This window comes from Variovorax sp. YR750, assembly GCF_900109805.1.
GTDB classification, from domain to species: domain Bacteria; phylum Pseudomonadota; class Gammaproteobacteria; order Burkholderiales; family Burkholderiaceae_C; genus Variovorax; species Variovorax gossypii.
On the sequence record NZ_FOBJ01000004.1, the window covers coordinates 467678 to 485547 of the forward strand.

Here is a 17870-nt window from a genome sequence, read left to right on the forward strand (position 1 = left end):
TGCGTCCGGGGTTATGGCTGTCATAGGGAAAGCCATTTGTCCCCTGGCCAGCCTCGTGCGGCTGCTGATTTTATAATCACGGGCATGTCAGTCTGGGCCCTCGGCTTGAACCACACGACCGCGCCGCTCGATCTGCGCGGTCGTTTCGCGTTCGCGCTCGACCAGATCGCCCCCACGCTGCAGAGCCTGCGCAGTTCCTTCGCCTCCGGCCGCCATCCCCAGGTCGAGGCCGCGATCATCTCCACCTGCAACCGCACCGAGATCTATTGCGCCTCGGAGCATGCCGCGCTCGACCACACCTTCGGCTGGCTCGCGCAAAGCGGCGGCGTGGCCCCTGCCCTGCTGCGCTCGCACGCCTACACCCTGCACGACGGCGACGCCGCCCGCCATGCCTTCCGCGTGGCCAGCGGGCTCGATTCGATGGTGCTGGGCGAAGCCCAGATCCTCGGCCAGATGAAGGACGCCGTGCGCGCCGCCGAGACGGCCGGCGCCCTCGGCAGCACGCTCAACCAACTGTTCCAGCGCTCCTTCGCGGTGGCCAAGGAAGTGCGGACGGCCACCGAGATCGGCGCCCACTCCATCAGCATGGCCGCCGCCGCGGTGCGACTGGCCGGCCAGCTCTTCGAAGACCTGCGCAAGACGCGCGTGCTGTTCGTCGGCGCGGGCGAGATGATCGACCTCGCGGCCACGCACTTCGCCGCCAAGGAACCGAAGGCCATCGCCATCGCCAACCGCACGCTCGAGCGCGGCGAGAAGCTGGCCTCGCGCTTCGGCGGCGAGGCGATGCGGCTGGCCGACCTGCCCGCGCGGCTGGCCGGATTCGACATCGTGGTGAGCTGCACCGCCAGCACGCTGCCGATCATCGGCCTGGGTGCCGTGGAGCGCGCGCTCAAGGCACGCAAGCACCGCCCGATGTTCATGGTCGACCTGGCCGTGCCGCGCGACATCGAGCCCGAAGTGAAGGCGCTGGAAGACATCTACCTCTACACCGTGGACGACCTCGCCCAGGTCGTGCAGCAGGGCCAGGCCAACCGCCAGGCCGCCGTGGCACAGGCCGAGGTGATCATCGATGCCGGCGTGCAGAGCTTCATGCACTGGCTGGGCCAGCGCGGCACCGTGCCGCTGATCCAGCAGCTCAACGCGCAGGCCGACGAGTGGCGCGCCGCAGAGATGGCGCGCGCGCGCAAGCTGCTGGCCAAGGGCGAATCGGTCGAGGCCGTGCTCGAGGCCATGTCGCGCGGCCTCACGCAGAAGATGATGCACGGCGCGATGGCCGAGCTGCACGCGGGCGATGCCGCCTCGCGCGAGCAGACGGCGCAGACGATCTCGCGCCTGTTCCTGCGCAAAGAGCGTTAGCGGCGCTGGTCCGCTGCCCGGCTGCGGAAGCCGTGGCCTTCATGCGCATCGCCGCTGCATCGCGGCTTTTTCCTCCATTCATCCCGAGCTTCTTCCGTCGTGAAATCCTTTCTTCGCCACCAACTCGAACGCTACGCCCAGCGCCTGGGCGAGCTCGACTTCCTGCTCTCGCGCGAAGACATCATGAGCGACATGGCGCAGTACCGCACCATCTCGCGCGAGCATGCCGAGGTCACGCAGATCGCCGGCCGCTATGAGCGCTACAGGCAGCGCGAGGCCGACATCGCCGGCGCGAAGGAAATGCTCGACGACCCCGACATGGCCGAGATGGCGAAGGAGGAAATCGCCGGCGCCGAGGCCGAGCTGGTGCAGCTCGAGGACGAGCTGCAGCGCCTGCTGCTGCCCAAGGACCCTGACGACGCGCGCAACGCTTTTCTCGAAATCCGCGCCGGCACGGGCGGCGACGAATCGGCCCTGTTCGCGGGCGACCTGCTGCGCATGTACACGCGCTACTGCGAACGCGCGGGCTGGCGCTGCGAGATCGTCAGCGAGAGCGAGAGCGAGCTCGGCGGCTACAAGGAAGTAGTGGTGCGCGTGGTGGGCGACGACGTGTTCGGCCACCTGCGCTTCGAATCGGGTGGCCACCGCGTGCAGCGCGTGCCCGCCACCGAGACGCAGGGCCGCATCCACACCAGCGCCTGCACGGTGGCCGTGCTGGCCGAGCCCGACGAGACGGTGGCGGTGCAGATCAACCCGGCCGACCTGCGCATCGACACCTATCGCGCCAGCGGCGCAGGCGGCCAGCACATCAACAAGACCGACTCGGCGGTGCGCATCACGCACATCCCGACCGGCATCGTGGCCGAGTGCCAGGACGACCGCAGCCAGCACCGCAACAAGGCCAAGGCGCTGCAGGTGCTGTCGGCGCGCATCCAGGAGAAGGAGCGCAGCGAGCGCGCCGCCAAGGACGCCGCCATGCGCAAGGGGCTGATCGGCAGCGGCGACCGCTCGGACCGTATCCGCACCTACAACTTCCCGCAGGGGCGGCTGACCGACCACCGCATCAACCTGACTCTCTACAAGCTGCTCGCCATCATGGAAGGCGACCTGGGCGACGTGCTGCGCGCGCTGCGCGCCGCGCGCGAGGCCGAGCAGCTAGCCGAGCTGGAATCGAGCCTGCCGGCATGAGCGCCGTCGAAGACCCGCGTCCGGCCACTGTGGCGCAGGCGTTGGCCGCATCCATCGCGCTGGGCGTGGACAGGCTCGACGCCCAGCTGCTGCTGCTGCACGCGCTGGGCCGCGCGCCGCATGACCGGGCCTGGCTGCTGGCGCACGACACCGATGCGATGCCCGATGCCGCATGGTCCGCACTGGCCGCGCAGCTGTCGCGCCGCCGTGCTGGAGAGCCGGTCGCCTACCTGCTGGGCGAAAAAGAATTTCACGGGCTCAACCTGCAGGTCGATGCCCGCGTGCTCGTGCCGCGCCCCGACACGGAAACGCTGGTCGAATGGGCGCTGCAATGCCTCGAAGGCCAGACCGCCCCGCGCGTGCTCGACCTCGGCACCGGCAGCGGCGCGATCGCCCTTGCACTGCAGCACGCCCGGCCCGACGCGCAAGTCGACGCGGTCGATGCCAGCGCCGATGCGCTCGCCGTGGCGCAGGCCAATGCCCGGAAGCTCGGCCTGCCGGTGCGCTTCGCGCAGGCGGACTGGCTCGACGGCGCTGCCAGCGGCTACACGGTCATCGCCAGCAACCCGCCGTACATCGCCGCCGGCGACCCGCACCTGCCTGCCCTGCGCCACGAGCCATCTTCCGCACTGGTCTCGGGCGCAGACGGCCTCGACGACATCCGCCGCATCGTGCAGGACGCCCCGGCCCATCTCGCCGAGGGCGGCTGGCTGCTGCTCGAGCACGGCCACGACCAGGCCGCGGCGGTGCGCGAACTGCTCGCCGCGCGCGGTTTCGCCGAAGTGCAAAGCCGCGACGACCTCGCCGGCATCCAGCGCTGCTCCGGCGGAATCTGGCGCACGGTGAAATAATCCCCCCAGCCTATTTTTTCAGGAGTCCCCATGTCCGACGCCCAGCAACGCATCGACGACCTCGTCAAGACCAACGACCTCGTGCTCTTCATGAAGGGCAATGCAAGCTTCCCGATGTGCGGCTTCTCGGGCCGCGCGATCCAGATCCTGAAAGCGGTCGGCGTCGACACCAAGACGCTGAAGACCGTGAACGTGCTCGACGACGACAGCATCCGCCAGGGCATCAAGGAATACAGCAACTGGCCCACGATCCCGCAGCTCTACGTGAAGGGAGAGTTCATCGGCGGCTCGGACATCATGATGGAGATGTACGAATCGGGCGAACTGCAGCAGGTGGTGAACGGCGCCAACGCCTGAAGCCTGGGGAACGGTCATGAGCCACGATCACGCGGACCACGACCACTCCCCTGAAGACGGCAGCGACAGTGCTGCCCCGGCCTGGAAGCACGACGGCGTGCGTGTGATCCCGGCCGACCGGCTCGACGCCAACACAGCCCAGACACCCGGCATGAACCGGGCAGCGGCCATCAACTTCGCCCGCGTGGGCGCGCAGAAGCTCTGGGCCGGCACGGTGACCATCCATGCCGACGCCAAGACCGGCGCCCACCATCACGGGCATCTCGAATCGGTGATCTACGTGGTGCGCGGCCGGGCCCGCATGCGCTGGGGCGAGAAGCTCGAGTTCACGGCCGAGGCCGGACCGGGCGACTTCATCTACGTGCCGCCGTACGTTCCGCACCAGGAAATCAACGCCAGCGCGACCGAGACGCTCGAATGCGTGCTGTGCCGCAGCGACGGCGAGGCAGTGGCGGTGAACCTCGACATCGAGCCTGTCGAGAAGCCCGAATCGGTGCTCTGGGTCGACCCCACTCACCCGCAGGGCGGGGTCTGAACGCTTTTCGGGTGCAGAGTCATGGCACCATGGTGGCCGTCTTCGACGTGCCAACATGACCCTCACCCAAAGCCTGCTCATCATCGCGCTGCTGATCGCGCTGAGCGCCTTCTTCTCCCTCGCCGAAATCACCCTGGCCGCCTCGCGCCGCCTGCGCCTGCGCCAGATGGCCGACGAGGGCGATCCCAGGGCCGAGAAGGTGCTGCGGGTGCAGGAGCAGCCGGGTCACTACTTCACCGTGGTGCAGATCGGGCTCAACGCGGTGGCGATACTCGGCGGCGTGGTTGGCGAAGGCTCGCTCAGCCCGTACTTCGCGGTCATCTTCGAGAAATGGCTCAGCCCCGAGGCCTCGGCCAGCGCGGCCTTCCTGTGCTCGTTCGTGATCATCATCGCGGTGTTCCTGGTGTTCGCCGACCTGTTCCCCAAGCGGCTGGGCATGAGCAACCCCGAGCGGCTGGCGATACGGATGGTCGGCCCGATGCTGCTGCTGATCACCACCTTCAAGCCGCTGGTGTGGTTCTTCACGCGCTGCACCGACCTGCTGTTCAAGGCGCTCGGCATGCCGATGGCGCGCGACGACAAGATCACCTCGGCCGACATCCTGGCCATGACCGAGGCCGGCGCGCAGGCCGGCGTGCTCGCGGTGCGCGAGCAGCAGGTGATCGCCAACGTGTTCGAGCTCGACACGCGCCTGGTCAGCAGCGTGATGACGGTGCGCGACAACATCGCCTGGTTCCTGCACGACGACCCCGAGTCGGTGCTGCGCGCGCGCATCATCGCCGAGCCCTTCTCGGCCTACCCGGTGTGCGACGGCGACATCGACCACGTGCTGGGCTACGTCGATGCCAAGGACATGTTCCAGCGCGTGCTGAGCGGCCAGCCGCTGGCCTTCGACCAGGGCCTGCCGCTGCACAAGGCGCTGGTCATCCCGGACCGGCTGTCGCTCACCGAGGTGCTCGAGCAGTTCCAGCAGGCGCACGAAGACTTCGCGATCATCGTCAACGAATACAGCCTGGTGGTGGGCGTGATCACGCTGAACGACGTGATGAGCACGGTGATGGGCGACCTGGTGTCCACGCCCGACGAGGAGCAGATCGTCCAGCGCGACGAGAACTCATGGCTGATCGACGGCATCACGCCCATCCAGGACGTGCAGCGCGCGCTGCACATCGACGAACTGCCTCACTCGGAGGAGTACGAGACGCTGGCCGGCTTCCTGATGGTGATGCTGCGCCGCGTGCCCAAGCGCACCGACAACGTGAGCTGGGGCGGCTACACCTTCGAAGTGATGGACGTCGACAGCTACCGCATCGACCAGGTGATGGTCACCAAGGGCTCGGGCACCGCGAAGGCGCCGGCGAACTGAGCAGACAGAAAAAAGGAAGGCGTCAGGCCGCCGAGCGGTCCTTGTCCTTTTCTTTTTCCTTCTCGCGTTCCCTGTCGTTGAACACCCAGAACCGCTGGTTGGCGAAGACCGCGTTCGGATACGGCGACTTGCCGCGGCTGCCGTTGTAGCGGCCGAGCGTCATGAACAGGTCGCCGTTCTCGCGGTCGAGGTAGTGGCGAAGAATGACGCAGCCGAAGCGCAGGTTGGTCTGCATGTGGAAGAGCTTGGCCGGGTCGCTGTCGCCGATCACGCGCGTCCAGAACGGCATGACCTGCATGTAGCCGCGCGCTCCGGCGCTCGACACCGCGAACTTGCGGAAATTGCTCTCGACCTGGACCAGCCCCAGCACCAGGCTCACTTCGAGCCCCGAGCGCTTGGCTTCGTACCAGACGGTCTGCAGGAATTCGATGCGCGAAGGTGCGTCGGCGATCTTCTTCTTGAGCCGCTCGCTCATCTCGCCCAGCCAGCGCAGATAGGCGAGCCGGGCTTCGGTGCTCGCGAACTGCGGCACCGGCGGTGCCTTGTTGTGAATGGCGGAGCTCAGCGCGGTGCGCACCGAGTCGATCAGCGGCTCCTCGATCTGCGCGCCGGCATGGGCGGCCTGCGGCAGCGACAGCACGGTGAGGGCGCCTGCAGTCACGGCGCCGCCCAGGCACTGGCGTCGCGAGAGGCCGCCCTCCAGGCTCATTTGGCGAGCTTGCCGGCGATGAAGTCGGCGATGCCGGCCGCGGGCACCTTGGTGGCGGCCGTGTCGCGGCGGTGCTGGTACTCGAGCTGGCCTTCCTTGAGACCACGGTCCGAGATGACCACGCGGTGGGGCACGCCGATCAGCTCCCAGTCGGCGAACATCGCGCCGGGACGCTCGCCCCGGTCGTCGAGCAGCACGTCGGCGCCCTTGGCCAGCAGCTCTTCGTAGAGGGCCTCGGCAGCCGCCTTGACCTCGGGGCTGCGGTCCATGCCGATCGGGCAGACCACCACCGTAAAGGGGGCGATGGCGTCCGGCCAGATGATCCCGCGCTCGTCGTGGTTCTGTTCGATGGCGGCGGCCGGCAGGCGGGTGATGCCGATGCCGTAGCAGCCCATCTCGAGGAACTGCGGCTTGCCGCCTTCGTCGAGATAGGTGGCGTTCATGTCCTTGCTGTACTTGGTGCCCAGCACGAACACGTGGCCCACCTCGATGCCGCGCTCGATGGCCAGCACGCCCTTGCCGTCTGGCGAGGCGTCGCCGGCGACCACGTTGCGGATGTCGGCCACCAGGTCGGGCTCGGGCAGGTCGCGGCCCCAGTTGACGCCGGTCATGTGGAAGTCGATTTCGTTGGCGCCGGTGATCCAGTCGGCCATGACGGCGGCTTCGCGGTCGGCCACCAGCTTCACGGGCTTCTTCAGGTTCAGCGGGCCCAGGTAGCCGGGCTTGCAGCCGAAGTGGTCCTCGATCTCGGCCAGGGTCGCGAAGCGGAAGCCCTGGTTCAGGCCCGGCAGCTTGCCGACCTTGATCTCGTTCATGTCGTGATCGCCGCGCAGCAGCAGCAGCCAGACCTGCGAGCCCTTGATGTCGCCGGCCTCATTGACGACGTCGGTGGCGAGCACGAGCGACTTGATGGTGGTCGACAGCGGCACGCCCAGCAGCTCGGCCACGTCGGCGCAGGTGCTCTTGCCGGGGGTCGGCGTCTTCTCGAGCGCCTTGGCGGCCGCGGGGCGCGGACCGGCCGGGGCCAGCGCCTCGGCCTTTTCCATGTTGGCGGCGTAGTCGCTGTCAGGGCAGTAGACGATGGCGTCCTCGCCAGTGGCGGCGATCACCTGGAACTCTTCGCTCAGGTCGCCGCCGATGGCGCCACTGTCGGCCGCTACGGCACGGTAGCGCAGGCCGAAGCGGTCGAAGATGTTGCGGTAGGCCTGCGCCATGACCTGGTAGCTCGCCTTGGCGGCGTCGAGGTCGCGGTCGAAGCTGTAGGCGTCCTTCATGATGAATTCACGCCCGCGCATCAGGCCGAAGCGCGGACGGCGCTCGTCGCGGAACTTGGTCTGGATCTGATAGAAATTCTTCGGCAGCTGCTTGTAGCTGCGGATTTCCTGCCGGGCGATGTCGGTCACCACTTCTTCGCTGGTCGGCTGGATCACGTAGTCGCGGTCGTGGCGATCCTTGATGCGCAGCAGCTCGGGGCCCATCTTGTCGAAGCGGCCGGTTTCCTGCCAGAGCTCGGCCGGCTGCACCACGGGCATCGTCATCTCGACGGCGCCGGCGCGGTTCATCTCCTCGCGGACGATGGCCTCGACCTTGCGGATCACGCGCAGCCCCATGGGCATGTAGGTGTAGATGCCCGTGCCGAGCTTCTTGATCATGCCGGCCCGCATCATGAGCCGGTGGCTCGCCACTTCGGCGTCAGCGGGCGCTTCCTTGAGGGTGGAGACGAAAAAACGGGAAGCTTTCATCGGGATTGCGGTGATGGATTCGCTGGATTCGAGGTTCGGAAGTGGGGAACTGCTCCCCCGGAGAGACCCTGAGAGCCTGGCATCGGCAGCTTGCCGAGGGCAACCCGGCATGCATAATCGACTCAGTTCAAAAATTGGGGTTTGATTATGCTCGACCGGGACGGCTTCAGGCCCAACGTCGGCATCATCCTGCTCAACCAGAGAAACCAGGTTTTCTGGGGCAAACGCATACGCACGCATTCCTGGCAGTTTCCGCAAGGCGGCATCGACCGTGGCGAAAGTCCCGAGCAGGCCATGTTCCGGGAACTGCACGAGGAAGTGGGGCTCCACCCGGAGCATGTGCGCATCGTGGCCCGTACCCGCGACTGGTTGCGCTACGAGGTGCCGGATCGGTTCATCCGCCGTGACGCACGGGGGCACTACAAGGGCCAGAAACAAATCTGGTATCTGCTGCAACTCATCGGGCACGACTGGGATCTCAACCTGCGTGCAACCGACCATCCCGAATTCGACGCCTGGCGCTGGCATGACTACTGGGTGCCGCTCGACGTGGTCGTCGAGTTCAAGCGCGGCGTCTACGAGATGGCGCTCACCGAGCTTGCTCGTTACCTGCCGAGGCAGGACTTCCGCAACCGCTTCCTGCGCAGCAACGTGCGCGCCCGAGAATTCGAGCGCCACTCGCCGGACGCCGGGGCGCCGCCCGGACTGGACCTGCCGCCCGGCGGCAGTTTCGATCCGCATCCCGACATTCCTTCTGCGAGCAATGAACCTCCTGTCCAAGACAACAAGGCACCACCGCCCCTTCCGACGCAGCGCTGAGCGCGTTCTCCTGCTGGCCTGTTTCGGCATCCTCGCGGGATGCGCCTCGGGCCCCCACGACACCGACAACCCCGATTGGGCACAGGCCGGCATGCCGCCCCCGCCCAAGCGGTACGAGACGGACAAGGAGTGGGAAGAAACGGCCACCCCGCCGCCGCCGGCCTTCAGCGAAAGCCGCCTGCTGCCGATCGAAATGCCGCCCTACATGAGCCTGAAGTTCGGCATCGATCCGCAGACGATCGCAATCACGGGCGACGGCATCGTGCGCTACGTGGTGGTGGCCCAGAACCGCAGCGGTGGTGCGACCAACGCTTTCTACGAGGGCATCCGCTGCTCCACGGCCGAGATGAAGAGCTACGCGCGCTACAACAACGGCACCTGGCAGGACGTGACGAAGCCGGAGTGGAAACGCCTGAGCGACATGAATTCCAGCTACACCCGCAAGCTGGCCACGCAGGCCCTGTGCCGAGGCAACGCGCCGCGTGCGTCGGTGGGCGACATGGTTCAGAACATCCGCAATCCTGTGCGGGAAGTGCAGTAAGCGACCTGCGCTCGAGTCGAGCGCAATGAAAAACGGGGCCCATGGGCCCCGTTTGTTTTTCGTTCTCTCTCTCAGCCCGGCATCAACACCATGTTGTCGCGATGAACCATCTCCGGCTCCGCGACGTATCCCAGCAGGCGTTCGAATTCGGACGAAGGCTTGCGGCACAGCAGCCGCGCCTCCACGCTCGAGTAGTTGGCGAGGCCCCGGGCCAGCTCGACACCGTCGACGTCGCGCACCGCGATCACGTCCCCGCGCGAGAACTCGCCTGAAACGCCCGTCATGCCGATCGGCAGCAGGCTCTTGCCCTCGGCCCGCACCTTGGCGGCCGCGCCCGCATCGACGACAACGGAGCCGCGCAGCTGCAGGTGGTCGGCCATCCAGCGCTTGCGGGCCTGGTGCTTGGCGGTCTGCGCCACCAGCAGCGTGCCAATGGATTCGCCCTTCGCCAGCCGCAGCAGCGCGTCGGCTTCGCGGCCCCAGGCGATGACCGTGGATGCGCCCGAGCCGGCGGCGCGCTTGGCCGCGAGGATCTTGGTAATCATGCCACCCTTGCCGATGCTCGAACCCGCGCCACCGGCCATCGTCTCGAGTGTCGGGTCGCCTGCGGCGGCCTCGTGCACGAACTTCGCGTCGGGGTCCTTGCGCGGGTCGGCCGTGTAGAGGCCCTTCTGGTCGGTGAGGATGACCAGCGCATCGGCTTCGACCAGGTTGGCAACGAGGGCGCCGAGCGTGTCGTTGTCGCCGAACTTGATTTCGTCGTTGACGACCGTGTCGTTCTCGTTGATGACCGGCACCACGCCCAGCTTGAGCAGCGTGACCAGGGTCGAGCGGGCATTGAGGTAGCGCTCGCGATCGGCCAGGTCGGCGTGGGTCAGAAGTACCTGGGCGCTGCCGATCTCGTTCTCGCGCAGCTTGGTCTCGTACATCTGGGCCAAGCCCATCTGCCCGACGGCAGCCGCGGCCTGGAGTTCATGGACTTCGTGCGGGCGGGTGCGCCAGCCGAGGCGCTTCATGCCTTCGGCGATCGCGCCGCTCGACACCATCACCACTTCACGACCGTCGCGCACCAGCGCTGCGAGCTGCCGGCACCACTCGCCGATGGCGGCCTCGTCGAGACCGCGCCCCTCGTTGGTCACGAGGCTGGACCCCACCTTCACGACGATACGGCGGGCATCCCGCAAGGCAGTGGATCCGGAGTTCGACGAGGTCATTTTGGGGTTGTAACGGTCTTGAATGCTGCTTGGGGTGCTGTCTTCCATCGGTCCGGCACCGGCCGACCGGTGCCGCTCAGGAGCCTTCGGGCGGCAGCGGCACGAAGCGCGGATCCACTTCGACCGGCTGGTGCTCGGCCACCTGCTGCGCCTTGACCTGCTGGTAGATGGCCTGCACCAAATGTTCGCAGCCTTCGCGGGTGAGCGCGGAGATCTCGAACACCGGGCCCTTGAAGCGCAGGCGCTTCACGAACTCCTTGATGCGCGCGGCGCGCTCGTCGGCGGGCACCATGTCGAGCTTGTTGAGCACGAGCCAGCGCGGCTTCTCGTAGAGCTCGGCGTCGTATTTCTTCAGTTCGCCGACGATGGCCTTGGCCTGCGCGACCGGGTCGATGCTGTCGTCGAAGGGAGCCATGTCGACCACATGCAGCAACAGGCGCGTGCGCTGCAGGTGCCGCAGGAAGAGATGGCCGAGGCCGGCGCCTTCGGATGCGCCTTCGATCAGGCCGGGCAGGTCCGCGACCACGAAGCTCTGCTCGGGGCCGACGCGCACCACGCCCAGATTCGGGTGCAGCGTGGTGAAGGGATAGTCCGCGATGCGCGGGCGGGCGTTCGAGATGGCGCTGATCAGCGTCGACTTGCCGGCATTCGGCATGCCGAGCAGGCCCACATCGGCAAGCACCTTGAGCTCGAGCTTGAGGCTGCGCTTCTCGCCGGGCCAGCCCGGAGTCTTCTGACGCGGGGCACGGTTGATGGCGCTCTTGAAACGCATGTTGCCGAAGCCGCCGTCGCCGCCCTTGGCGATGGTGATGACCTCGCCGTCCTTCAGCAGTTCGAACAGCACCTCGCCGGTTTCGGCATCGGAAATGATGGTTCCGACCGGCATCTTGAGCGTGATGTCGTCGCCGGCGGCACCGAACATGTCGGAGCCCATGCCGTGCTCGCCGCGCTTGGCCTCGTGGCGACGCGAGTAGCGGAAATCGACCAGGGTGTTGAGGTTGGAATCGGCCACCGCGAAGACGTGGCCGCCACGGCCGCCATCGCCGCCGTTGGGGCCGCCGAATTCCTTGTACTTCTCATGACGGAACGACACGCAGCCGTTGCCGCCATCGCCGGCGGCGATGTCGATGAAGGCTTCGTCGACGAACTTCATGGGATGTCCAGTTTACAAATGAAGAAGCCCCGGCAATGCGGGGCCTCGGGAAGGTCGAGTTGACTCGGGGCTTAAGCCGCGGGAGTCACGTTGACCGTGTGCTTGTTGAGCGCACCCTTGGTGCCGAACGACACATGGCCGTCGACCAGGGCGAACAGCGTGTGGTCCTTGCCCACGCCGACGTTCACGCCGGGGTGGAACTGGGTGCCGCGCTGACGCACGATGATCGAGCCTGCGCTGATCAGTTCGCCGCCGAAAGCCTTCACGCCGAGCATCTTGGGCTTGGAATCGCGCCCGTTTCGCGTAGAGCCGCCGCCTTTTTTCTGTGCCATGGAACCTGCTCCTTAGCCAGCGATCGCGCCGATTTGCAGCTCGGTGAACTGCTGGCGATGGCCTTGACGTTTCTGATAGTGCTTGCGACGGCGCATCTTGAAGATGCGAACCTTGTCGTGCTTGCCGTGCGACAGTACCGTGACCGTCACCGTTGCACCGGACACCAGGGGCGTGCCAACCTTGATTTCAGCGCCGTTGCCGACAGCAAGAACCTGGTCGATCACGATTTCCTGGCCTACGTCCGCAGCAATCTGTTCTACTTTGATTTTCTCGCCGGAAGCAACGCGATATTGCTTGCCACCGGTTTTTATGACCGCGTACATGTAAACCTCTTAGAAATGAGTCTCCGCGGCGAATTCCGCAGAGCCCAAGATTATAGCGCGGTTTGTGCTCGCTAACCACCCTTGGCTCGAAACGCCCCTGGCAAACCACGCCGGCTCCCTATAATTTGCGCCTTCCGGCCCTTTTCCTGACTGGGCTGCCCTTATCTTAAGCAGCGCCTTCGCCTTGCCAGTTCCAGCCGCCGACACCTCCCCCACCGCCACCGTGCTGGACCTGATTGCCGGCGACATGGTCGAAGTCGACCGTGTGATCGCCCGCCGCCTCGACACGGGCGTGCCGCTGGTCAGCCAGGTTTCCAGATACATCATTTCTGCCGGCGGCAAGCGCCTGCGGCCGGCACTCCTGCTGCTGATGTCGGGGGCACTGGGTTACACAGGCGAGCAGCGATTCAATCTGGCGGCCGTCGTGGAGTTCATCCATACCGCCACGCTCCTGCACGACGACGTGGTCGACGAGTCGACCCTGCGACGCGGTCGGGCGACCGCCAATGAATCGTTCGGCAACCCGGCCAGCGTGCTGGTCGGCGACTTCCTGTACTCGCGCGCATTCCAGATGATGTTGGATGCCAACAACATGCGCGTGATGCAGATCCTGGCCGAGGCCACCAACGTGATCGCCGAGGGCGAGGTGCTTCAGCTGATGAACATGCACGACGCATCGCTGGACGAAGCAGCCTATCTGCGCGTGATCCGGTCGAAGACCGCCAAGCTCTTCGAGGCCAGCACGCGTCTCGCCGCCGTTCTGGCAAATGCCACGCCAGAGGTGGAAGAAGCCTGCGCCACCTACGGCCAGGCGCTCGGCACCGCCTTTCAGGTGATCGACGATGTGCTGGACTACGCAGGCGACATCAACGAGACGGGAAAGAACGTCGGCGACGACCTGCGCGAGGGCAAGACCACGCTGCCGCTCATCTTCGCGATGCAGCAAGGCACCTCTGCGCAGAGCGAACTGGTGCGTGCCGCCATCGAGGCCGGCGACACCGCCCAGTTGGGCAAGGTCGTCGAGATCGTTCGTGAAACCGGAGCGCTGGATGCCTCGCGTGCCGCCGCCGCAGCCGAAGCGCAGCGTGCGATTCATGCACTAAAAGATTTCCCGTCCAATTTGCACGCTTCAGGTTTGCTACAATTGGCGGCTCAGTTGCTTGAGCGACGTGCCTGAACACCTCTTTGAGTTGGCATCTAGGACGACTTCTTCTTTCTTGCAACCATCGGGGTGTAGCTTAGCCTGGTAGAGCGCTACGTTCGGGACGTAGAGGCCGGAGGTTCGAATCCTCTCACCCCGACCAGCCTTTGGCTGGCATAAATAGACAAATGGCCATGCCTGTTGCTGTGTAGCGATTTACAGCACAGGAGTGTTCAGCGATGATCGTGAAGCAAATTTTCACATCTTTTTCACTCGCTGAATGGCCGCTGCCGAACTTCCTGTTAAAGAACCCTCGCAGATTGCCCTCCCAGGGCTTGCGCGCGCCCTGGTTTCGGCCGGCAAGCTTCCTGCCAAGGCGGCCGAGGACATCTACCAGAAGTCCCTCAGCGGCCGCACCAGCTTCATCGCGGAGCTGACCGGCTCCGGCGCCGTCTCGGCAGCCGACCTCGCTCACACCCTGTCCACGGCCTTCGGCGCCCCGCTGCTCGACCTGGACGCCATCGATCCCCAGCGTCTGCCGAAGGATCTGGTCGACCAGAAGCTGTGCCATGCGTACCGCATCGTCGTTCTCAGCAAGCGCAACAACCGTCTGATCGTTGCAACAGCCGATCCGTCCGACCAACAGGCGGCGGAGAAGATCAAGTTCGCTTCCCAGATGGGCGTCGACTGGGTCATCGCCGAGTACGACAAGCTGTCGCGAATGATCGAAGCCGCCGCCGTCAGCGCCGCGGAAACCATCAACAGCATCGTCGGCAGTGAGTTCGAATTCGACGAGGTCTCTGCCGAGACGGCCAGCGAAAGCAACGACCAGGCAATCGCCGAAGTCGAGGACGCGCCGGTCGTTCGCTTCCTGCACAAGATGCTGCTCGACGCCGTCAGCATGCGCGCCTCGGACATCCACTTCGAGCCCTACGAGCACAACTACCGCGTGCGCTTCCGGGTCGACGGCGAGTTGCGCGAGGTCGCCAGCCCGCCCACCGTCATCAAGGACAAGCTGGCCTCGCGCATCAAGGTCATTTCCAGGCTCGACATCTCCGAGAAACGCGTGCCGCAGGACGGCCGCATGAAGCTCAAGATCGGCCCCGATCGCGTGATCGACTTCCGCGTGAGCACGCTGCCCACGCTGTTCGGCGAAAAGATCGTCGTTCGTATTCTCGACCCGAGCAGCGCACGCCTGGGCATCGACGCCCTCGGCTACGACGCGGACGAGAAGGCACGGCTGCTGCATGCCATCGGCCGGCCTTACGGCATGGTTCTGGTCACCGGGCCCACAGGCTCGGGCAAGACGGTGTCGCTCTACACCTGCCTGAACCTGCTGAACCAGCCCGGCGTCAACATCGCGACGGCGGAAGATCCGTCGGAAATCAACCTGCCCGGCGTCAACCAGGTCAACGTCAATGAACGCGCGGGCCTGACTTTCGCAGCCGCGCTGCGCGCCTTCCTGCGCCAGGATCCCGACATCATCATGGTCGGCGAAATCCGCGACCTCGAAACCGCCGACATCTCGATCAAGGCCGCGCAGACGGGTCACCTGGTGCTCTCCACGCTGCACACCAACGATGCGCCGACCACGCTCACGCGGATGCGCAACATGGGCATCGCGCCGTTCAACATCGCATCGAGCGTGATCCTGATCACGGCGCAGCGCCTCGCGCGACGCCTGTGCACCGTCTGCAAGCTGCCGGCCGACATCCCGCGCGAAACACTGCTCGAGGCAGGCTTCCAGGAAGAAGAACTGGACGGCTCCTGGAAGCCCTACCGCCCCGTCGGCTGCTCCGCCTGCAGCAGCGGCTACAAGGGCCGCGTCGGCATCTATCAGGTGATGCCGATCTCGGAGGCGATCCAGGAAATCATCCTGCGCGACGGCAGCGCACTCGACATCGCCACGCAGTCGGAAGCCGAGGGCGTGCGTTCGCTGCGCCAATCGGGTCTGCGCAAGGTCATGCAAGGTCTCACTTCGCTGGAAGAAGTGGTGGCCTGCACCAACGAATAACGAACATACCGAATACCGGAGATCGAATGGCAACAGTGGCATCCTCCCGCACCCAGCCCACACACAAGGAATTTGTCTTCGAATGGGAAGGCAAGGACCGCAACGGCAAGCTGGTAAGAGGCGAACTTCGTGCTGCCGGCGAAAACCAGGTGCAGGCCGCTCTGCGCCGCCAGGGCGTGCTCGCCTCCAAGATCAAGAAGCGCCGCATGCGCTCGGGCAAGGCGATCAAGCCCAAGGACATCGCGATCTTCACGCGCCAGTTGGCGACCATGATGAAGGCCGGCGTACCCCTGATGCAGTCCTTCGACATCGTCGGGCGCGGCAACGCGAACGCGAGCGTGGCCAAGCTGCTCAACGACATCCGCAGCGACGTGGAAACCGGTACGTCGCTGTCGGCTGCCTTCCGGAAGTTTCCGAAGTACTTCGACAACCTCTACTGCAACCTGGTGGAGGCTGGTGAAGCGGCCGGTATTCTCGAAGAACTGCTGGACCGGCTCGCGACCTACATGGAGAAGACCGAGGCGATCAAGTCCAAGATCAAGTCGGCCCTGATGTATCCGACCTCCGTGATCGTTGTGGCCTTCGTGGTGGTGGCGATCATCATGATCTTCGTGATTCCTGCATTCAAGCAGGTGTTCACGTCATTCGGAGCCGATCTGCCCGGACCGACGCTGTTCGTGATGGCGATGAGCGAATTCTTTGTCTCGTACTGGTGGTTGATCTTCGGCGGTATTGGCGGCGGAATCTATTTCCTCCTGCAGGCATGGAAGCGCAACGAGCGCTTCCAGAGGTTCATGGACCGCCTCCTGCTGAAAGTACCGATCTTCGGCGTACTGATCGAAAAATCCTGCGTAGCCCGCTGGACCCGCACGCTGGCCACCATGTTCGCCGCCGGTGTCCCCCTGGTCGAAGCCCTCGACTCCGTGGGCGGCGCCTCGGGCAACACCGTCTATGGCGACGCCACGGCGAAGATCCAGCAGGAAGTCTCCACCGGCACCAGCCTCACGGCCGCCATGACCAACGTCAACCTGTTCCCCTCCATGGTGATCCAGATGACCGCCATCGGCGAGGAGTCCGGCTCCATCGATCACATGCTGGGCAAGGCCGCCGACTTCTACGAATCCGAAGTCGACGACATGGTCGCAGGCCTTTCCAGCCTGATGGAGCCCATCATCATCGTGTTCCTCGGCACCATCATCGGTGGCATCGTGGTGTCGATGTACCTGCCCATCTTCAAGCTCGGCCAGGTCGTTTGATGCTCGTTTCGCGGGAGTTCGACACCGTCTTCGCCGGTGTCCTGGGGTTATTGATCGGCAGCTTCATGAACGTCGTCATCTACCGCACGCCGGTGATGATGTACCGCGAATGGCTCGCCGACGCAGTCGCCAACCTCATGTCGTCGAAGAACGCGCCCTCGCTGTGGTCGCTTGCTTTCGGCCCCAAAGTCGCGGCGCCCGCCGGACTGGAAACAGAAGCCGACAAGGCGGCCGAGATCCTCGAGAAGCAACCTCCCTTCGACCTGACGCGTCCCGCATCGCGCTGCGGAAGCTGCGGGCACAAGATCCGCTGGTACGAGAACATCCCCGTGCTGAGCTATGCCGTGCTGCGCGGACGTTGCTCGTCGTGCAAGACCGCGATCAGCCCGCGCTATCCATTGGTCGAACTGATCACTGGAGGCCTCTTCGCCCTCTGCGCCTGGCGTTTCGGCATTACGCCCGCCGGGGCACTGTGGGCCACATTCGGTGCCGTTCTGATCTGCCAGTTCCTGATCGACTTCGACACCCAGTTCCTGCCCGATTCGCTCAACTACCCCCTGCTGTGGCTGGGCCTGATAGGCGCGGCCATGGGCTGGACCGGCATCTCTCTGAGCTCGGCCGTCTGGGGCGCGGTGTTCGGCTACCTGAGCCTCTGGCTTGTGTACCATGGCTTTCGCCTGATCACGGGCAAGGAAGGCATGGGCTATGGAGACTTCAAGCTGCTGGCGGCACTGGGCGCATGGCTCGGCGCCGACTACCTCATCGCGATCATCCTCGTCTCTTCGCTGGTGGGCGCGGTGATCGGCGTGTCTCTTCGCATCGCCGGCAAGCTGGCGCACAAGGACATTCCCATCGCCTTCGGTCCCTTCCTGGCCGGCGCGGGCCTCGTGTGTCTCGTGGCCGGCCCTGAACTCGTGAGGCAGTGGATCCCGTTCGCCTTTCCCCTCGGCGCATTGATCCATTGACATCCGC

The 17870-nt window shown here is 65.5% G+C and carries 18 protein-coding genes and 1 tRNA gene; 13 read left to right on the plus strand and 6 right to left on the minus strand.

Annotated elements, in window-relative coordinates; genetic code table 11:
• The first annotated feature begins 84 nt into the window (after positions 1 to 84).
• From hemA to BMY35_RS11440, 6 genes are all read left to right on the plus strand, one after another.
• On the plus strand, positions 85 to 1356 hold the full coding sequence (gene hemA, locus BMY35_RS11415; protein ID WP_093198305.1) for a glutamyl-tRNA reductase: 1272 nt from the start codon (positions 85 to 87) through the stop codon (positions 1354 to 1356).
• A 99-nt stretch (positions 1357 to 1455) separates the two neighbouring features.
• Complete coding sequence (prfA, locus tag BMY35_RS11420; protein ID WP_093198307.1) at positions 1456 to 2544, plus strand: peptide chain release factor 1; 1089 nt, start codon at positions 1456 to 1458, stop codon at positions 2542 to 2544.
• Positions 2541 to 3395, plus strand: coding sequence for a peptide chain release factor N(5)-glutamine methyltransferase (gene prmC, locus BMY35_RS11425; RefSeq protein WP_093198309.1), 855 nt, complete (start codon positions 2541 to 2543; stop codon positions 3393 to 3395). Before prfA ends, prmC begins: the two co-directional genes overlap by 4 nt.
• Before the next feature lie 30 nt (positions 3396 to 3425).
• Positions 3426 to 3752 (plus strand): Grx4 family monothiol glutaredoxin, encoded by a 327-nt coding sequence (gene grxD / locus BMY35_RS11430; RefSeq protein WP_093198312.1) that lies wholly within the window; start codon positions 3426 to 3428, stop codon positions 3750 to 3752.
• A 16-nt stretch (positions 3753 to 3768) separates the two neighbouring features.
• Positions 3769 to 4287 (plus strand): cupin domain-containing protein, encoded by a 519-nt coding sequence (locus tag BMY35_RS11435; RefSeq protein WP_093198313.1) that lies wholly within the window; start codon positions 3769 to 3771, stop codon positions 4285 to 4287.
• Positions 4288 to 4342: 55 nt separating this feature from the next.
• Complete coding sequence (locus BMY35_RS11440; protein WP_093198316.1) at positions 4343 to 5653, plus strand: polyamine export protein PaeA; 1311 nt, start codon at positions 4343 to 4345, stop codon at positions 5651 to 5653.
• Between the two features lie 22 nt (positions 5654 to 5675).
• On the opposite strand, the gene BMY35_RS11445 is transcribed toward BMY35_RS11440, so the two are convergent.
• Together BMY35_RS11445 and BMY35_RS11450 are read right to left on the minus strand one after the other, a co-directional pair.
• Positions 5676 to 6362, minus strand: a complete 687-nt coding sequence (locus tag BMY35_RS11445) for a lytic transglycosylase domain-containing protein (protein WP_093198318.1) — start codon at positions 6360 to 6362, stop codon at positions 5676 to 5678.
• Positions 6359 to 8104, minus strand: a complete 1746-nt coding sequence (locus BMY35_RS11450; protein WP_093198321.1) for a proline--tRNA ligase — start codon at positions 8102 to 8104, stop codon at positions 6359 to 6361. The genes BMY35_RS11445 and BMY35_RS11450 overlap by 4 nt, the downstream gene beginning before the upstream one ends.
• A gap of 147 nt (positions 8105 to 8251) precedes the next feature.
• Between BMY35_RS11450 and BMY35_RS11455 the strand changes: the two genes are divergently transcribed.
• Complete coding sequence (locus BMY35_RS11455) at positions 8252 to 8923, plus strand: RNA pyrophosphohydrolase (RefSeq protein ID WP_093198323.1); 672 nt, start codon at positions 8252 to 8254, stop codon at positions 8921 to 8923.
• Positions 8868 to 9464: a CNP1-like family protein gene (locus tag BMY35_RS11460; RefSeq protein ID WP_177213611.1), complete on the plus strand. Its 597-nt coding sequence runs from the start codon at positions 8868 to 8870 to the stop codon at positions 9462 to 9464. The genes BMY35_RS11455 and BMY35_RS11460 overlap by 56 nt, the downstream gene beginning before the upstream one ends.
• A gap of 71 nt (positions 9465 to 9535) precedes the next feature.
• Here the strand turns inward: BMY35_RS11460 and proB are convergent, their stop codons facing one another.
• From proB to rplU, 4 genes are all read right to left on the minus strand, one after another.
• The gene (proB, locus tag BMY35_RS11465; RefSeq protein ID WP_093198326.1) at positions 9536 to 10678 is read right to left on the minus strand and encodes a glutamate 5-kinase; all 1143 of its coding nucleotides are present in this window, start codon (positions 10676 to 10678) and stop codon (positions 9536 to 9538) included.
• Between the two features lie 76 nt (positions 10679 to 10754).
• A complete protein-coding gene (gene cgtA, locus BMY35_RS11470; protein ID WP_093198328.1) occupies positions 10755 to 11831 on the minus strand; it encodes an Obg family GTPase CgtA in 1077 nt (358 codons plus the stop codon).
• Between the two features lie 71 nt (positions 11832 to 11902).
• Positions 11903 to 12163 carry a 50S ribosomal protein L27 gene (gene rpmA, locus BMY35_RS11475; RefSeq protein WP_093057448.1) on the minus strand — a complete coding sequence of 87 codons (261 nt, stop codon included), beginning with the start codon at positions 12161 to 12163 and terminating at the stop codon, positions 11903 to 11905.
• A gap of 12 nt (positions 12164 to 12175) precedes the next feature.
• Positions 12176 to 12487 carry a 50S ribosomal protein L21 gene (gene rplU, locus BMY35_RS11480; RefSeq protein ID WP_057592097.1) on the minus strand — a complete coding sequence of 104 codons (312 nt, stop codon included), beginning with the start codon at positions 12485 to 12487 and terminating at the stop codon, positions 12176 to 12178.
• A 184-nt stretch (positions 12488 to 12671) separates the two neighbouring features.
• Between rplU and BMY35_RS11485 the strand changes: the two genes are divergently transcribed.
• The 5 genes from BMY35_RS11485 (at position 12672) to BMY35_RS11505 (ending at position 17863) form a co-directional block, all read left to right on the plus strand.
• On the plus strand, positions 12672 to 13664 hold the full coding sequence (locus BMY35_RS11485; RefSeq protein ID WP_093198331.1) for a polyprenyl synthetase family protein: 993 nt from the start codon (positions 12672 to 12674) through the stop codon (positions 13662 to 13664).
• A 50-nt stretch (positions 13665 to 13714) separates the two neighbouring features.
• Positions 13715 to 13791 (plus strand) — tRNA-Pro (locus tag BMY35_RS11490).
• A 117-nt stretch (positions 13792 to 13908) separates the two neighbouring features.
• Positions 13909 to 15642 carry a type IV-A pilus assembly ATPase PilB gene (pilB, locus tag BMY35_RS11495; RefSeq protein ID WP_093198333.1) on the plus strand — a complete coding sequence of 578 codons (1734 nt, stop codon included), beginning with the start codon at positions 13909 to 13911 and terminating at the stop codon, positions 15640 to 15642.
• 26 nt (positions 15643 to 15668) lie between these two features.
• Positions 15669 to 16898 (plus strand): type II secretion system F family protein, encoded by a 1230-nt coding sequence (locus BMY35_RS11500; RefSeq protein ID WP_093198336.1) that lies wholly within the window; start codon positions 15669 to 15671, stop codon positions 16896 to 16898.
• Positions 16898 to 17863, plus strand: a complete 966-nt coding sequence (locus BMY35_RS11505; protein ID WP_093198338.1) for a prepilin peptidase — start codon at positions 16898 to 16900, stop codon at positions 17861 to 17863. The genes BMY35_RS11500 and BMY35_RS11505 overlap by 1 nt, the downstream gene beginning before the upstream one ends.
• The last annotated feature ends 7 nt before the right edge of the window (positions 17864 to 17870 follow it).

Excerpts from the sequence above, each read along its gene's own strand:
- hemA (WP_093198305.1), top strand. The coding sequence starts at position 85 with ATGTCAGTCTGGGCCCTCGGCTTGAACCACACGACCGCGCCGCTCGAT.
- rplU (WP_057592097.1), bottom strand. The coding sequence starts at position 12,487 with ATGTACGCGGTCATAAAAACCGGTGGCAAGCAATATCGCGTTGCTTCC.
- pilB (WP_093198333.1), top strand. The coding sequence starts at position 13,909 with ATGGCCGCTGCCGAACTTCCTGTTAAAGAACCCTCGCAGATTGCCCTC.
- BMY35_RS11505 (WP_093198338.1), top strand. The coding sequence starts at position 16,898 with ATGCTCGTTTCGCGGGAGTTCGACACCGTCTTCGCCGGTGTCCTGGGG.
- BMY35_RS11450 (WP_093198321.1), bottom strand. The coding sequence starts at position 8,104 with ATGAAAGCTTCCCGTTTTTTCGTCTCCACCCTCAAGGAAGCGCCCGCT.
- BMY35_RS11435 (WP_093198313.1), top strand. The coding sequence starts at position 3,769 with ATGAGCCACGATCACGCGGACCACGACCACTCCCCTGAAGACGGCAGC.
- BMY35_RS11460 (WP_177213611.1), top strand. The coding sequence starts at position 8,868 with ATGAACCTCCTGTCCAAGACAACAAGGCACCACCGCCCCTTCCGACGC.
- BMY35_RS11445 (WP_093198318.1), bottom strand. The coding sequence starts at position 6,362 with ATGAGCCTGGAGGGCGGCCTCTCGCGACGCCAGTGCCTGGGCGGCGCC.
- cgtA (WP_093198328.1), bottom strand. The coding sequence starts at position 11,831 with ATGAAGTTCGTCGACGAAGCCTTCATCGACATCGCCGCCGGCGATGGC.
- BMY35_RS11455 (WP_093198323.1), top strand. The coding sequence starts at position 8,252 with ATGCTCGACCGGGACGGCTTCAGGCCCAACGTCGGCATCATCCTGCTC.
- prmC (WP_093198309.1), top strand. The coding sequence starts at position 2,541 with ATGAGCGCCGTCGAAGACCCGCGTCCGGCCACTGTGGCGCAGGCGTTG.
- BMY35_RS11440 (WP_093198316.1), top strand. The coding sequence starts at position 4,343 with ATGACCCTCACCCAAAGCCTGCTCATCATCGCGCTGCTGATCGCGCTG.
- BMY35_RS11500 (WP_093198336.1), top strand. The coding sequence starts at position 15,669 with ATGGCAACAGTGGCATCCTCCCGCACCCAGCCCACACACAAGGAATTT.
- rpmA (WP_093057448.1), bottom strand. The coding sequence starts at position 12,163 with ATGGCACAGAAAAAAGGCGGCGGCTCTACGCGAAACGGGCGCGATTCC.
- proB (WP_093198326.1), bottom strand. The coding sequence starts at position 10,678 with ATGACCTCGTCGAACTCCGGATCCACTGCCTTGCGGGATGCCCGCCGT.
- grxD (WP_093198312.1), top strand. The coding sequence starts at position 3,426 with ATGTCCGACGCCCAGCAACGCATCGACGACCTCGTCAAGACCAACGAC.